This window comes from Stenotrophomonas sp. 3diitr2024, assembly GCF_042136455.1.
Taxonomy (GTDB): domain Bacteria; phylum Pseudomonadota; class Gammaproteobacteria; order Xanthomonadales; family Xanthomonadaceae; genus Stenotrophomonas; species Stenotrophomonas sepilia.
On the sequence record NZ_JBHHMJ010000638.1, the window covers coordinates 1 to 14,761 of the forward strand.

At 67.2% G+C, this 14,761-nt stretch carries 11 protein-coding genes and 1 pseudogene; 5 read left to right on the forward strand and 7 right to left on the reverse strand.

The genetic code is table 11. The features are described from left to right. Window positions 1-246: 246 nt before the first annotated feature. Window positions 247-1,692 (forward strand): GGDEF domain-containing protein, encoded by a 1,446-nt coding sequence (locus ABGA94_RS16530; RefSeq protein WP_134955516.1) that lies wholly within the window; start codon window positions 247-249, stop codon window positions 1,690-1,692. 277 nt (window positions 1,693-1,969) lie between these two features. Here the strand turns inward: ABGA94_RS16530 and ABGA94_RS16535 are convergent, their stop codons facing one another. From ABGA94_RS16535 to ABGA94_RS16560, 6 genes are all read right to left on the reverse strand, one after another. Further along, window positions 1,970-2,536, reverse strand: coding sequence for a DUF3916 domain-containing protein (locus ABGA94_RS16535; protein WP_095377937.1), 567 nt, complete (start codon window positions 2,534-2,536; stop codon window positions 1,970-1,972). 110 nt (window positions 2,537-2,646) lie between these two features. Then, window positions 2,647-2,985 (reverse strand): hypothetical protein, encoded by a 339-nt coding sequence (locus ABGA94_RS16540; RefSeq protein WP_006469105.1) that lies wholly within the window; start codon window positions 2,983-2,985, stop codon window positions 2,647-2,649. 77 nt (window positions 2,986-3,062) lie between these two features. Beyond that, window positions 3,063-4,004, reverse strand: a complete 942-nt coding sequence (locus ABGA94_RS16545) for a DegV family protein (RefSeq protein ID WP_375367813.1) — start codon at window positions 4,002-4,004, stop codon at window positions 3,063-3,065. 95 nt (window positions 4,005-4,099) lie between these two features. Next, window positions 4,100-4,732, reverse strand: a complete 633-nt coding sequence (locus ABGA94_RS16550) for a 2-hydroxychromene-2-carboxylate isomerase (RefSeq protein WP_005419225.1) — start codon at window positions 4,730-4,732, stop codon at window positions 4,100-4,102. Window positions 4,733-4,757: 25 nt separating this feature from the next. Continuing rightward, the gene (locus ABGA94_RS16555; protein WP_065185375.1) at window positions 4,758-6,020 is read right to left on the reverse strand and encodes an amidohydrolase family protein; all 1,263 of its coding nucleotides are present in this window, start codon (window positions 6,018-6,020) and stop codon (window positions 4,758-4,760) included. Further along, the gene (locus ABGA94_RS16560) at window positions 6,020-7,429 is read right to left on the reverse strand and encodes an amidohydrolase (RefSeq protein WP_065185374.1); all 1,410 of its coding nucleotides are present in this window, start codon (window positions 7,427-7,429) and stop codon (window positions 6,020-6,022) included. The genes ABGA94_RS16555 and ABGA94_RS16560 overlap by 1 nt, the downstream gene beginning before the upstream one ends. A gap of 250 nt (window positions 7,430-7,679) precedes the next feature. Here ABGA94_RS16560 and ABGA94_RS16565 point away from each other — a divergent pair, with 250 nt between their 5' ends. From ABGA94_RS16565 to ABGA94_RS16575, 3 genes are all read left to right on the forward strand, one after another. Then, window positions 7,680-11,273, forward strand: coding sequence for an autotransporter domain-containing protein (locus tag ABGA94_RS16565; RefSeq protein ID WP_375367814.1), 3,594 nt, complete (start codon window positions 7,680-7,682; stop codon window positions 11,271-11,273). Between the two features lie 125 nt (window positions 11,274-11,398). Then, entirely contained in the window at window positions 11,399-12,175 is a 777-nt protein-coding gene (locus ABGA94_RS16570; RefSeq protein WP_049415280.1) for an AMP nucleosidase, read from the forward strand. A 43-nt stretch (window positions 12,176-12,218) separates the two neighbouring features. Next, the gene (locus tag ABGA94_RS16575; protein ID WP_005419210.1) at window positions 12,219-12,758 is read left to right on the forward strand and encodes a DUF924 family protein; all 540 of its coding nucleotides are present in this window, start codon (window positions 12,219-12,221) and stop codon (window positions 12,756-12,758) included. Window positions 12,759-12,879: 121 nt separating this feature from the next. Here ABGA94_RS16575 and grxD read toward each other — a convergent pair whose 3' ends face one another. Beyond that, the gene (grxD, locus tag ABGA94_RS16580) at window positions 12,880-13,806 is read right to left on the reverse strand and encodes a Grx4 family monothiol glutaredoxin (protein ID WP_005419209.1); all 927 of its coding nucleotides are present in this window, start codon (window positions 13,804-13,806) and stop codon (window positions 12,880-12,882) included. Between the two features lie 59 nt (window positions 13,807-13,865). Here grxD and ABGA94_RS16585 point away from each other — a divergent pair. Beyond that, window positions 13,866-14,633, forward strand: a pseudogene (locus ABGA94_RS16585) (polysaccharide deacetylase family protein); the annotation flags it as partial. Window positions 14,634-14,761: the final 128 nt, after the last annotated feature.

Sequence of the window (14,761 nt, forward strand, 5' to 3'; positions counted from 1 at the left end):
GGTAGCTTTAAGGCTGCCAGCGGATCCGGTGGGGGCCAGAGCCGCATTGAATCATGGGCGAGTGTAGCGGAACCGTCGCGCGCCACACAACGCATTGCAACAACATTGATTACGGGGTGGCCGGCCAGCGGCCGGCACTACCATGGTGATGCACGCGGAGTGTCGTTTTGCCGCAGTGGATCACGCCGCTGTGGCGTGCCGGCGCGCTATCGTGCGCTCAGACGGCCTTGCGGATCGGGGGGATGCATGCCGGTAGTGCTGGCGCTGCTGTACGTGCTCTGCCATGGGCTGGCCGTGGCGTTCTGGCCGAGCCCGGCGGGCGTGGGCTCTTTCCTGTTCCTGACCGGCGCACCGCTGCTGGCCGCCGCCGCGTGCCTGGTGCGGGCGCAACGTGACCGCGCCGCTCTGGGCTGGCGTTCTACCGCGATGGCACTGCTGCTGTGGGCCGGTGGCATGACGTTCAACATGGTGGATGCGCTGGGCGCCGGCCGGGCTGACTTCACCCCACGCGTCAGCCTGTTGTTGTACGTGCTGTATGGCGTGCCGCTGGTGTTCATCCTGGCCCGGGCACGCCGCGAGCGCCCGAGCATCAGCCTGATCGATGCGGCGATGGCGGCGCTGCTGGGTGTGCTGTTCTTCGTGCACACCGCATCGTTCGCCGCCCGTGTCGAGGTCGACGCCCATGCCATGTCCAACATGCAGCGCATGTTCGACATCCAGAACCTGTGTATCGCCGCGTTCGCCGTGGTGCGGTGGCTGGCCGGCGACGTGCCCGAACGGCGCAGGTTCTTCCGTGCACTGGCGTTGTACGCACTGGCCTATCTGCTGGTGGCCTACTACATCAACCACTACACCTCCGATGATGCATTCGGTGCGTTCAACGACCTGCTGATCGACGTACCTTTTCTGCTGATCGCCTGCATGGCGCTGGACACGGCGCCGGCCACAGGCACCACGGCACACCCGCGGCTGGCGAGGACGGTGCAGGCCGCCGGTCCGATCATCCTGCCGTTGCTGCTGCTGGTGGTCGGCACGCTGGTGGTCGATCATGCGCGGCCGTTGGCCGTCGCGGGCTTCGTCGTAGCCACCCTTGGTTTCGGCCTGCGCAGCGTCCTGCTGCAGACCGATCTGCTGGAGCGTCAGGCGGCGCTGGATCAACTGGCGCGGCAGGATGGCCTCACCGGCGTGGCCAATCGCCGCGAGTTCGACGCGCGGCTGACCTCCGAGTGGAATCGCGCGCGGCGCAGCGGCACCGAGCTGGGCCTGCTGCTGGTGGATATCGACCACTTCAAGGCCTTCAACGACCGGCACGGCCATCCGGCCGGTGATCGTTGCCTGCAGGCGGTGGCCGGGGTGCTGAAGGGCGTCGCAGGTCGCGGCAGTGACAGCGTTGCGCGTTATGGCGGTGAAGAATTCGCTGTCATCGTGCCTGGAAGCCCACTGTCGGGCGTGCTGGCGCTGGCCGAGCGCCTGCGCGAAGCGGTCGAAGCGCTGCCATTGCCGGAAGGCCCGGTCAGCATCAGCGTCGGCGTGGGTTACCTGCATCCGCCGGCGCTGGCCAGTGCCGATCAGTTGCTGGCAGACGCCGATGCCGGCCTGTATGCCGCCAAGCGTGCCGGCCGCAATCAGGTGATCCTGCATGCGCACGTGCTGGACGACGAGGGCAGCACGCACGGAACGATGGACTGCTGAGCAGACCCGCCCGTCACGCGCTGCTGCCCATTGCCGCAAAACCGCCTCATCCTGTTCGGCCAGGCCAATCCAGCTCGCCGCTGGTCCTACAGGACCAGCCTGTTGGGGGTTCCGGCCATCCAAGGACATCGCGCTGTACAGTCAGGCCGGGGCTGCGATCGTGCGCATGGCGCTGTACCGCGCGCTGGGTAGCGGCGGGCACTACCCGGCGGTTCGGTAGTTGCCAACCTTGGTTGGCAGCGCCTCCCGGAAGCGCCGAACGAGCTTGCGTCCTCGTTCACCAACGCCTGTCGGCGACCTCGCCGTAGAACCAGTATTCCTGTTCCAGACCGTCATCGTGGTCGGTGGGAGGAATGCTGACCTGCACACCTCGCTCCTCAACGCCTTGGGGTAGGACGAGCTGCCATTCGGCGGAAAGACTGCGCGAGGTGATGGCGGTGACCTGGCCATCCGCTGTCGAGGCGACGTGGCCCTGGAAGTACGCTTCGTCCAGGTAAAGGCAAATCTCGCTGGAGAACATCCCTGGCTGGGCGATGCAGCAGGTTACCCGCACAGTAGCTTGTGAAGCGGGCCGCGACTGGATCAGATTTGCGCAGGCGCTGATGAGCGATTGGGCGCAGGCACGCTGGATTCTCAGGGTGGTGGCCGGGCCTTCGATCAGACCGGCTCGGGTCGGAACCTTGTAGTTCCAGTAGCGAGCTTGACTGCCCAACTCCTCTGGCGAGGGAAATGCACCACTGAAGCAGTCAGCCCAATGCTGCAGGTCGCGTAGTCGGCGTGGGGCATCGCGCAGCTTCTTCTCGCCGCGCGTACCCGGCCGGGTGATGGCATCTCTGTTTCTCATTCCCACAGTGTGCCAGCCACATGCGCGGCGGGTTGGAAAGCGCCAACCAGGGTTGGCATCTACCGGAGCAGCCCTCGGAAGCGCCGGGCCATGCCCGGCGGGCGGGTGCCTCAACGCACGTCGCGCAGTTCCCAGTGGTGGCCGGCCAGCAGGCGCAGGCGCTGCTTGAACACGTCACTGTCGATACGGGTGGTGGCGACCAGGTTGATGCGCAGGTCCTTCTGCTCGCCGGTCACGGTGGCGTCCGGATCGGTCACGCCCCACTGCGGTTCCACCGCATCCGGGTCGGGTTGCTTGGCTTTCCAGCGCTCGAACAGCGTGCCGCTGCGCAGGGCGTCCTGCAGCTCTTCGGCGAAACCGGCGGCGCCCTGCGAATGGAAGGACAGGTCAGGGTCGTTGCCGCGGGCCTTGGACGGATCGGGCAGGCTGATGTGGTACTGCGCAGGCATGAAGTTCTCCTTGAAGTGCGGCAAGGCTGGCACAACCACGGTGGAATCGGTGTGCAGATTCGCGCCGCGTCGGGGCATCACTCGAACCGATGTGGCCCATCGGCGAAACCCACCGTGACCGCGCCCTTGCCGACATTGACCATGCCGGTCAGGCTCATCACCGATTCGTACACGGTCACGCCATGGCCGGCGCAGACCTCCTTCATCTGTGCGTAGCCGGGCAGGCTGCGCAGCTCATCCAGCTCACCGCCGTAGCTGACGCATACCGTCGGCGTCATCAGCCCGGCACGCACGCGCTGGCTGACCACCGCGAACAGCTTCTGCACGGCACTGTCGAAGCCCTTGATCTTGGCCACCGGCCCGGTCTGGCCACGGTAGCCGTGCAGCACCGGCTTGATGTCCAGCGCGCTGCCCAGTGCGGCGCTGAGCAGGCCGACGCTGCGGTCACCCTTGTGTCGTGCACGCGCGCGCATGTAGTACAGGTCGCGGGTGATCATGTAGCCGTGCACATTGCCGGCCAGTTCTTCCAGCCGTTCGCGGATCTGCTGCACGCTGGCACCACTGTCACGCAGGCGAACCGCCTCCACTGCGGTCACGGCCTGCGCAGCGAACAGGTTCTGGGTATCGAGCACGCGCAGGGCGAACGGCGAGTTGTAGCCCGCTGCCTGCCGCACCGGCTTGTAATCGTTGAGGATGGCGAAGCTGGCCTGCAGCGCATTGTCGTGGATCGGGCTGCGGGTCTTGGTGATGGTCATGCAGAACACGTGGTCGTAATCGATCACCAGCTGCTGCAGGAACAGGTCGCGGATCTGGTTGACACTGAAGGGGATGGTCTCCGCCTCGGCACCGTGCTCGGCCACGTGTGCATGCAGGAAACTCAGCGTGGCCTGCTCATCGCGATGATCGGCCAGAACCGCTTCACCGATTCGTACGGTGATCGGCAGCAGCACGATGTTGTGCTCGGTAATGAAGTCCTGCGGCAGGTCGCAGGCCGAGTCGACGACGATTCCGATGCGCATCCGCGGCTCCCCCTCCAGGGCGGTTGTAGGTTCGGAAACGTGAAATCTATCTCAAATTCTAGCGTGGCGCGCGAGGGAAACACGCCAGGCCCTGTTCAGCGACTGCGCTGCACGGCCACCGGAAGTTCGGCCAGGCGCTGCCATTCGGGCTGCTGCAGCAGGGCGGGATCGGCCAGCACGGCGGCCATCAACGGATGGGCGTCGTTGCCCCAGAACAGTTCGTCATCGATGGCCAGGGTCGGTACGCCGAACACGCCGGCAGCAATGGCGGCCTCGGTGTTCCTCCGCAGCTGCTCCTTGACCGCGGGGGCCGCGGTGGCGCTGGCGACATCCTCGATCCCCAGCCGCGCAGCCGGTTCGCGCAGGGCCTCGGCGCTATCGGCGGCATTGCCGTCGCGCCAGATCCAGTCGAACAGCACGTCTACCGCCTGCACGCTGCCACCGGCGGCCAGGCACAGCCGCAGGGCAGACAACGGGTTGAACGGGTGGCCCGGCGGGAACCGCAGCGGTGTTCCTTCGGCCTGCGCAGTCCACAGCAGCTGGCGGTACATGAAGCGGCGCTTGGCCGGAATCTCGGCCGGCCCGAGGTTGCCCAGGTGATGCAGCACGGCACCGAAGGCGATCGGCACGGTCTGGATCTGTGCGAACTGGGGCAGCTGCTTCAGCTTCTGCCAGTGCAGGTAGGAATAGGGCGAGACGAAGTCGAAGTACCAGCGCAGGGTGGCCATGCGGGTTTCCTTGGATAACTGGAGGTCAGGGCTGCGCGTTGCGCTGCAGGTAGCGGTCGCGCAGTTCGGTCTGGCGCGAGCGCATCGGCATCGCCCGGCCGCCCAGCCAGACCTGTTCGGCATAGTGCGCCACGTCCAGCGGGTCGCCCTCCCACAGCACCAGGTCGGCACGCTTGCCCGGCTCGATGCTGCCGATCTGGTCGGCCACGCCGAACGCCTGCGCCGGCACCCGGGTCAGGCCGGCCAGGCCGTCGGCCCAGGGCAGGCCATTGGCCACGGCATTGCCGGCCAGCTGGCGCATCTTGCGGGCGTTGTGCGAGGCGTCGCCTCGCTGCACGAACGAGACCGCCACGCCGGAACGCTGCAGGCGTGCCGCATTTTCCAGCGTGGCACCGATCTGGTCGAAGCTGGCCGGCAGGTTGGACAACACATCGACGAACACCGGTACCTGTGCGGCGGCCAGCTCCGGCGCCAGCTGCCAGGCTTCGCTGCCACCGGCGATGGCGATCTTCACTTGCTCGCGGGCGGCCCAGCGCAGCAGCTGGCGGATGTCCGCCGCGCGGTCCACCTCCACCACGATGCGGCCCTGGCCGGCCAGGTAGCGGCCCAGCGTGCGGCGCCCGGCCGGGGTCAGCAGCGCATGCGGCGAGTCCGCGGCGACCTGGCCGCGTGCCTCGTCCACCATCTGCTGCAGCAGCATCCATTGCGCCGCACGCGAATGCCCGGTCAGCTCCACTGCGGCCGATCCCAGGCGCAGGAACAGCGCGCGCGGCCCGAGGGGATCGGCGCTGCCGTCCAGCCGCATCACGCCACCCTGGCCTGCAACGAAGCCGCCACCGGTGGCCGCCCCCAGGGCGGTGAAGCCGATGCCGTCCAGGCGCGCCACCGGGATCAGCACCGAGGCCGGGTTGTACGCCAGGGTGACATCGAACTCGGGGCGCAACGGTTGTTCGCCGATCTTCAACGTGCTGTCGACCGTGCTCGCTTCACCGGAGACCTCTTCGATGCCGATCTCGGTGATGCCCCCGAACAGCGCCGGTGTCAGCGGGCGGCCATCGGCCTCGACCACGCTGGCCCCGGCCGGGGCGGACAGCCCGCTGCCGACGGCGCGGATGATCCCGCCCTGCACCAGCACATCGGCGTGCTGCAGGCTGCCGCGCGCGCTGGCCGTGTGTACGGTCGCGTTGCGCACCAGCAGGTCCTGCGCCTGCACGGATGCGGAGAGGCAGGCCAGCACCATGACCGTAGCGCCGAGCCATGCCCGGCGACGCTTGTTCAACGCGCCCATCAGTGCACCTCCTGGCCAAGCTGGAAGTCGGAACGTGGCGTGGCCGCAGGTGCGCTGCGGTCGTACAGGCGGCGGCCGTCGATGAAGACCTGCTCGGCCAGCGCGTACGAGCTGAAGGGGTTGCCGTTCCACACCACCACGTCGGCCATCTTGCCGGCCTCCAGGGTGCCGGTCTGGCCTTCAATCCCCAGCGCCCTGGCGGCGTTGGCGGTCATCCAGGTGATGGCGTGTTCGGGGGGGATCTCCGGCATGCGTGCGCGGCGCGCGGCGGCGATCACCTTGGCCGCTTCCTGGTTCAGGCGCTGGATGCCTTCGGGGGAGTCGGAATGGACGATGGCGCAGCTGTTCTTCGGCCGATCGACCAGTGCGATGTTCTCCGGAATGCCGTCGAAGGCTTCCATCTTGAAGCCCCACCAGTCGGCCCACAGCGCGCCGCAGACGCCGTCGGCGGCCAGCCGGTCGGCCAGCTTGTAGGCCTCCACGCCGTGGTGGAAGGCGGCCACCTTGAAGCCGAATTCCTTGGCCAGGTCGAGCATGGTGGCCATCTCGTCGGCGCGGTAGCAGTGGATATGCACGCGGATGTCGCCCTCGATCGCACCGGCCAGCGTGTCCAGCTTGAGATCGCGCTTGCCGCCGGCATCACCGGCGCTGTCGCCCTTGTCGCTGCCGAACCAGCCCTTGCGCTTGGCCGGCTTCGGTTTGTTCTTGGCGATGTAGTCGGCGGCATCGATGAAGGCGGCGCGGTAACCGGCAACGTTGCCCATCCGCGTGGCCGGAGCGACGCCCTTGCCTCCGCCGTAGACCCGCTTCGGGTTCTCGCCGCAGGCCATTTTCAGCCCCCACGGCGCGCCGGGGAACTTCATCGCCTGGTAGGTGATGGCGGGGACGTTCTTCAGGGTCACACCACGACCACCGACCAGGTTGGCCGAGCCCGGCAGCACCTGCATGCTGGTCACGCCGCCGGCCAGTGCGGTGGCGAAACCCGGGTCCTGCGGCCACACCGAGTGCTCGGCCCAGACGTTGGCGGTGACCGGCGCGGTCATCTCGTTGCCGTCGCTGTGCGCGCCGACGCCCGGGCTGGGGTACACGCCCAGGTGCGAGTGCACGTCGATCAGGCCCGGTGTGACCCACTTGCCCTGCGCATCGATGCGGGTGACACCAGCATCGGCCTGCAACTGGCGGCCGACGGCAACGATGCGGCCCTCGCGCAGCAGCACGTCGGCGTTGTCCAGGCGCTGGCCGGTGCCGGTCAGCACGGTCGCGTTCTGGATCAGCACCGGTGCATCGGGGTGTGCCTGGTAGGTGCTGGGGTAGGGATCGGCGACGAAGCGCGAGGCGCCCACCGCCGGTGCCGTGCTCAATGAAAGCAGCGCCAGTGCCACCCCGGTGCGCAACAACGTCGATGCCATGCAGTTCCCCTCACCAGAAACATGAATCCACGGACGCTAGCCGGGGCCGATGTGGCTTGCCAAGTGACCTTGGACAGGGGCGTGGGGGGGGGGTAGGAATTTTCTGATGGAGGATTTGTGAAGGAAATATTAACGTTGGATGAAGCGATGGGCTGATTACGTCTTGCGCTGACCTGTATCACCAGCTTACGCACCTGCTCCAACGACGGAGCCGGGCCCCGTACCTTTCATGGAATCAAGGACGCAACCGATGACTGCTGCAAAGCTCCGCCGTTCGACCGTTTCGCGCCGTTCCTTCCTGCCCTCGCCGCTGGCGTCGGCCATTGTCGGTTCCTTGCTGGTGGCCACCGCACTGCCGGTCCTGGCCCAGGACAGTGACGACGCCCTGGCCCGTTACCAGCTGCAGCGCAGCCTGCAGTCGGCGTTCGCCGCGCAAGGCGGAGTGAGCGCCTCCGCTCCCGCGATGATCGCTCCCTCGGTAGCGATTCCGGTGGCGGCGCTGGCTCCCAGCGTCGGTGCTTCCGCGGAGCCGGTCATGGGCAGGCCCGGCGATGCTGCGAGCTGGCGCACCAGTGAATTCGAACTGGACTGGGGCCTGGCTGCGATCAATGCCGACGTGGCCTATGCGCGCGGGCTGACCGGTGCCGGCATCCGCCTGGGCGTGTTCGACAGTGGCACGGGTCTGGACCATCCGGAATTCGCCGGCAAGGACAACCGCAGCGTCCGCATCGCCGATCTGATGGCTGACGGCACGCGCTGCACCAACACCACCGCAGTGCGTGGGCCGGCGGCCTGCTTCGCCAGTGATGGCGATGACGTCCAGATCAGCTATGTCGGGTACAACGCCAACGTGCCCGACAACATCCGCAGGATCATCGAGTCGGGCCCCTATGTGCAGCCGGGGATGCAGTTCGAGATCCATGGTACGCACGTTGCCGGCACCATCGCGGCGAACCGGGACGGAAGCGGCATGCACGGTGTGTCCTTCGGTTCGGACCTGACCGTTGGCCGGCTGTTCTCCGACAGCATCCGCGAGTGGCAGCGTACGGCGACTGGCTACTCGGTCGTGACGCTGGGCGCGATCGGCCCGAAAGTCAGCGCCTTCCAGGACCTGTATGCCCAGATGAACGCGCAGGGCGTGCGTGCCATCAACCATAGCTGGGGCCTGGTCACGGAACCGACGACAGCGACGGACATGGACGCGATCTACAACGACCCGGACGACCGCCAGTACCTGAACACCTTTGCCGACGGATCGCGTGCGCGCGGGATGATCCAGGTGTGGGCGGCCGGCAATACCAGTTCGGTCATTCCGACGCCTGCGCAGAGCCCCATCGCCGGCCTCTACGCCACGCTGCCGCGCGCATTCGCCGACATCGAGCCGTACTGGTTGAGCGTGGTCAACGTCGGTACCAACCTGACCCTGAGCAATCGCTCCAACAAGTGCGGCCTGAGTGCCAACTGGTGCCTTGCCGCACCGGGTTCGGACATCGTATCGACCGCCTATGGTGATGATTCCAGCCTGGCCGGCAGCGTCGGCATCGACGCCAACGGCAATGTCAGCCTGGACATCCAGCAGCGCGTGCCTACCTATGGCTATGCGCTGCTGAGTGGAACCTCCATGGCCGCGCCCCACGTCACCGGCGCGCTGGGCCTGCTGTTTGAACGCTTCCCCTATCTGGACAGCGCGCAGGTGCGCGATGTGCTGCTGACCACGACCACCGATCTGGGCGCGCCCGGCATCGACGACATCTACGGTTGGGGCCTGTTGAACCTGGCCAAGGCCATCGAGGGTTACGGTTCGCTGCGCGTGGACACCAACGTGGTGATGAACCAGCGTGCCGGTGGCCTGAAAGTGTGGGAGGGCGATGCCTGGGACAACTGGACCAACGACATCGGCGGCCCCGGCAAGCTGACCAAGAGCGGCATCGGCTGGCTGCGCTTGAGCGGCGACAACAGCTTCAACGGTGCGCTGGTGCGCGAGGGCGTGCTGGAACTGGATGGCGTCAATACGCTCACCGGAGCGGTGGACGTGGCCGGCGGTAGCTTCCTGCTCAATGGCACGTTGAAGAACACTGCGCTGAACAGTCAGGGGGGCTCCAGCCATATCAACGCACGCGGTGTGCTGGATGGCTCCGACCTGAACGTCAACGGTGGCGTGGTCATCTTCGACGGTGTGCAGCGCGGCGCCCACACCTCGGTGGCCGCGCAGGGGACGTTCGAATTGAACGGAAGGCTGGAAAACAGCGCGTTGACCAGCCTGGGCAACAGTCGTGTGAATGCAGGCGGGGTACTCGCAGGCTCCGATCTGACCGTCAACGGTGGCGTGCTGTCGTTCAACGGCACGCAGAGCGGTGGTCACACCCTCGTTGGCCCGAACGGCACGCTGAAGGGCATCGGCCAGCTGGGCGATACCACCGTGGCCGGTATCGTTGCACCGGGCAACTCGATCGGCACGCTGACCATCAACGGCGACTACGTGCAGACCGCCACCGGTGTGTACCAGGCCGAGCTGGCCCCGGGCGGGCACAGTGACCAGTTGCGCGTCACCGGTACCGCCACCCTGGGCGGCACCCTGATCGCCCTGCCGGAAGCAGGCACCTATTACCTGGGTGAGCAGTTCAACTTCATCCGTGCCGACGGCGGAATCCGTGGCCAGTTCGCCACCACCGACTTCAGTGCGTTCTCGCCGTTCCTGAAATTCGGGCTGTCCTATGGCACCGGTGGCGCGCGCATTGAAGTCACCCGTGGCAATCCGCTCGCCAGTGCCGCCAGTACCGACAACCAGCGCGCGGTGGCCACTGTGGCCGACCGGCTGGCGGTCAACCAGGGCCTGCCGCGCCCACTGACCCTGCTGTTCCCTCAACAGGTAGGCGCTGCACTGGACGGCCTCAGCGGCGAGCTGCATGCGGCCACCGCGATGGCCCTGGTCGAGGGCAGCCGCTACGTGCGTGATGCCGCACTGTCGCGCCGCGTCGGTGCACGCGCGCCGGGAGCAGACGGCGACGCCGCCACGGGGGTCTGGGTACAGGCCATCGGTGGCAGCACCACGCTGGACGGCAATGGCAACACCGCACGCACCGAAGCCAACAGCAGCGGCCTGCTGGTAGGCGTGGACCGCGAGATCAACGGCTGGCAGGTCGGCATGCTGGCCGGTACCGGCCGTACCGATGCCAAGCAGCAGGAAGGACGCCGTGCGCGTGCCAAGGTCGACAATACGCACCTGGGGGCCTATGCCAGTCACGACTGGGGCGCCTTCGGCCTGCGGGGTGGCCTGGCCTGGAGCGAGCATGAGGTGAAGAGCACCCGCGAGCTGGCCTTCTCCGGTTACAGCGATACGCTGGCGGCACGCTATGACGGCCGCACCCGCCAGGCGTTCGTCGAGGCGAGCTATCGCTTCGGCGGCCCCGAGGCGGGGCTGGAACCTTACCTGCAGCTCGCACGTGTGGAAGTGGACATGAAGCGCGTCAACGAACGCGGCGGCGCGGCTGCACTGCAGGGTGAGGTGGACGATCTCCGTATCACCGTGACCACGGCCGGCCTGCGTTTTGACAAGGGCCTGAAGGCTTCGTTCCAGCAGGACAGCTGGCTGCACCTGCGCGGTGGCGTCGGGTACCGCCATGCCAGCGGGGATCGCGACCCGGCGGCCCGCTTCGCCTTTGCCACCTGCAGCGACAGCTTCGTGGTCAGCGGTGCCCCGATGGCTGACAGGACGGTGGTGGCCGAACTGGGGCTGTCGGCATGGTTGACCGCACGCCAGCAGCTGGAGCTGGGCTATAGCGGCCAGTATGGCGACGAAAGCCGTGACCACAGTGCCAACCTGCGCTGGTCGGTGCGCTTCTAAGCCGCCGGTTACCGCAGGGAAACCAGGAGGGCGGCCGCAGGGCCGCCCTTCTTCGTTGCCGGCCCAGGTGTGGGTTGGCCCGTGCACGCCTACAATGGCGGCCCCCACGCCGTACCGGACCGCCCATGAAGAGCAAGCAGGAAATCGTCGACAACTGGCTGCCGCGCTACACCGGCGTGCCACTGGACCAGTTCGGCCAGCACATCCTGCTGACCAACTTCGGCGGCTACCTGCACACCTTTTCCGAGCTGACCGGTGCGCCCATCATCGGCCTGGACCGGCCGATGGCCAGCGCCACCATCGATGGCATCACCATGATCAACTTCGGCATGGGCAGCCCCAATGCCGCGATCATCATGGACCTGCTGTCGGCGGTAATGCCCAAGGCGGTGCTGTTCCTGGGCAAGTGCGGTGGCCTCAAGCGCAAGAACCAGCTGGGTGACCTGGTGCTGCCGATCGCGGCGATCCGCGGCGAGGGTACGTCGGGCGACTACCTGCCGCCGGAAGTGCCAGCCTTGCCGGCGTTTGCGCTGCAGCGTGCAGTCTCGACCATGATCCGCGACCTCGGCCACGACTACTGGACCGGCACCGTCTACACCACCAACCGCCGGGTCTGGGAGCACGACGAGGCCTTCAAGGAGCGGCTGCGGGCGATGCGCTGCATGGCCATCGACATGGAAACCGCCACCGTGTTCGCGGCCGGTTTCGCCAACCACATTCCCAGTGGCGCGCTGCTGCTGGTCTCGGACCAGCCGATGATCCCCGACGGGGTCAAGACCGAGGCCTCCGATGCCAAGGTCAGCTCCCAGTTCGTGGAAAATCATATCCAGATCGGTATCGAGGCGCTTAAGCTTATCCGGCGCAACGGCAAGTCGGTCCGCCACCTGCGCTTCGATGAATGATGATGATGGCCTGGCGCGGCGCGCCGGCCCTGGGGAGTAGGTGATGGACGTTGCCGCGCAAGTGGTGGATTTCTGGAAAGAAGCGGGCCCTGCGAAGTGGTTCGCCCGCGACGATGCGTTCGACGCGCAGTTCCGCCAGTTGTTCCTGGATGAGCATTTCGCCGCCGCTTCGCGTGGGCGTGAACACTGGCTGGGCAGTGCCGAGGGCGCACTGGCGCTGATGCTGCTGCTGGACCAGTTCCCGCGCAACTGCTTCCGCGGTACTGCCCATTCCTATGCTACCGATGGCCTGGCCCGGCACTACGCCATGCGCGCCATCGAGGAAGGCCTGGACCTGCAGCTGGTGCCGAAGCTGCGCGCCTTCATCTACCTGCCGTTCGAGCACTCCGAGGACCCGTTGGACCAGGACCGTTCGGTGGCGATGTTCGATGTGCTGGGCGACAAGGAATACCTGCAGTACGCCGAGCTGCACCGCGACATCATCCGCCGCTTCGGCCGTTTCCCGCACCGCAACGCCGTGCTGGGGCGCATTCCCTCGCCGGAGGAACTGGACTACCTGGCCGAAGGCGGATTCGCCGGCTGAAAAAGGGGACGGAGGGGATTAAGTCGTTTATGCCACAAACGACTTAATCCCCTCCGTCCCCTTTTTTTTCGGGGGCCAGATCCGCTTCCCGCAGGAAAGGGCGCTGACCCCGCGCCGTCAATCAGTACTTCGGCACGCCGTTGTCGACGTCTTCCGACCAGGCGTTGATGCCGCCGGTCACGTTGAACACCTTGGTGAAGCCCAGGGCGCGGAACTGCTCGGCGGCCTGCGCGCTGCGGCCACCGTGGTGGCACATGAAGGCCAGTGCGGTGTCCTTCGGCAGGGCTTCCAGCGCGGCGCGGCCGTTGCCGTCGAAGGTCTTGAACGGCACGCCCACGGCGGCGATCTCACGTTCGTCGGCCGGGCGCACGTCCACCAGGGTGATGTTGCCGGCACGCACCAGGTCGTCGGCATCGCGCACGCTGATTTCCTGCACCGGCTTGGGCGCGTTCGGATTGTCGATGGCCAGGCCCTTGCCGCGGATGTCGTCCACCCAGTCGATGGTGATGCCGTTGGCGCGACGGGCGCTGGCCAGGTCGAACTGCACGCGCAGGCCATTGGACTCGGCAGCGATGGCGCCTTCGTCGTGCGGGGCCAGCTGGAAGTTCGGCTGGAAACCGGCGTCGATGGACAGCTGCAGGGCCGCGCCCGGGGCATCGGCCAGCGCGCCCTTGAGCATTTCCACGGCCGCCGGGGTGACGGTGATGCTCGGCGGGGTACGGTCCGGTGCCGGCAGCCCCAGCACGCTGCTCAGCTCGCCGCTGGCGGCCATCTGCAGCACGATGTCGCTGCCGCCGACCAGTTCGCCGTCGATGTACAGCTGCGGGATGGTCGGCCAGTCGCCATAGGCCTTGATGCCTTCACGGATTTCCTGGTCGGCCAGCACGTTGACGTGGGCGAACTCGACGCCCAGGTCCTGCAGGGCGCCCACGGCCTTGGCCGAGAAACCGCACTGCGGCATCGACGGCTGGCCCTTCATGAACAGCACGACGCGGTTGGCGTTGAGGATGGATTCGATGCGCGAACGCAGGGCAGGATCGAGGGACATGGACGTCGGGGTTCCGGGAATTCGAACCATCAATTCTACCCCTCATGGCATCATGGGGGATGAGCAACGCAGGAACATTGCATCGCATCCCGACCCGGCCCTGGCGCTGGCTGCCCTGGCTGGTGGCGTCGCAGCTGCTGGTGATCCTGGTCTGGGCCCTGGCGGGCTGGCACTGGGGGCTGCCGCTGATGGTGGCCAGCCACGCACTGTTCATGGTGCCGGTGTTCCTGCCCAACAGTCGCTTCTATGCGCCGGTGCTGAGCCGGTTGCCGGATGTCGGCAACAGCGTCTGGTTGACCATTGATGACGGTCCTGGCCCGGAAACCCGTGCCGTGCTCGACCTGCTGGACCGCCACCAGGCCCATGCCACCTTTTTCCTGGTGGGCGAGCGCGCGCTGGCGCAGCCGGAGCTGGTGCAGGAGATCCTGCACCGCGGCCACGACCTGGGCAACCACAGCCACAGCCACCCGCAGGCGCGCTTCTGGCGGCTGGGCCCGGCGGCGATGCGCGCCGAGATCGAGGGCTGCCAGCACGCGCTGCAGGCGGTAAGCGGTCGCCCGGTGCGCTGGTACCGCTCGGTGGTGGGCATGACCAATCCGTTCGTGGCGCCGGTACTGCAGCGGCTGGGCCTGGTCCGGGTCGGCTGGAGCGCGCGCGGCTTCGACGGCATCGGTTGCACGGCGCAGGGGGTGCTCGACCGCCTGCTGCCGGATCTGCGCCCGGGGGCCATCGTGCTGCTGCATGAGGGGGCCGCCCACGGCTGTGGCCGGGAACAGCTTGCACACGCGGAAACCGCGGGCGTAGAGCGACAGCAGCTCGGTCGGCGTCTTCGGCATACAGCCGCGCCTCGATGGCATGACCATGAATCGCCAGCTGCTCCTGGCGCAGCGGCAGCGGCTGGCCCGAGGCCACGCGCAGCTGCCACTCCACCAGGTCGGTGCCGGTGATGTACTCG

Bases quoted from the DNA above. Each gene is read 5' to 3' on its own strand.
- ABGA94_RS16530 (WP_134955516.1), top strand. From the start codon at position 247: ATGCCGGTAGTGCTGGCGCTGCTGTACGTGCTCTGCCATGGGCTGGCC.
- ABGA94_RS16535 (WP_095377937.1), bottom strand. From the start codon at position 2,536: ATGAGAAACAGAGATGCCATCACCCGGCCGGGTACGCGCGGCGAGAAG.
- ABGA94_RS16540 (WP_006469105.1), bottom strand. From the start codon at position 2,985: ATGCCTGCGCAGTACCACATCAGCCTGCCCGATCCGTCCAAGGCCCGC.
- ABGA94_RS16545 (WP_375367813.1), bottom strand. From the start codon at position 4,004: ATGCGCATCGGAATCGTCGTCGACTCGGCCTGCGACCTGCCGCAGGAC.
- ABGA94_RS16550 (WP_005419225.1), bottom strand. From the start codon at position 4,732: ATGGCCACCCTGCGCTGGTACTTCGACTTCGTCTCGCCCTATTCCTAC.
- ABGA94_RS16555 (WP_065185375.1), bottom strand. From the start codon at position 6,020: ATGGGCGCGTTGAACAAGCGTCGCCGGGCATGGCTCGGCGCTACGGTC.
- ABGA94_RS16560 (WP_065185374.1), bottom strand. From the start codon at position 7,429: ATGGCATCGACGTTGTTGCGCACCGGGGTGGCACTGGCGCTGCTTTCA.
- ABGA94_RS16565 (WP_375367814.1), top strand. From the start codon at position 7,680: ATGACTGCTGCAAAGCTCCGCCGTTCGACCGTTTCGCGCCGTTCCTTC.
- ABGA94_RS16570 (WP_049415280.1), top strand. From the start codon at position 11,399: ATGAAGAGCAAGCAGGAAATCGTCGACAACTGGCTGCCGCGCTACACC.
- ABGA94_RS16575 (WP_005419210.1), top strand. From the start codon at position 12,219: ATGGACGTTGCCGCGCAAGTGGTGGATTTCTGGAAAGAAGCGGGCCCT.
- grxD (WP_005419209.1), bottom strand. From the start codon at position 13,806: ATGTCCCTCGATCCTGCCCTGCGTTCGCGCATCGAATCCATCCTCAAC.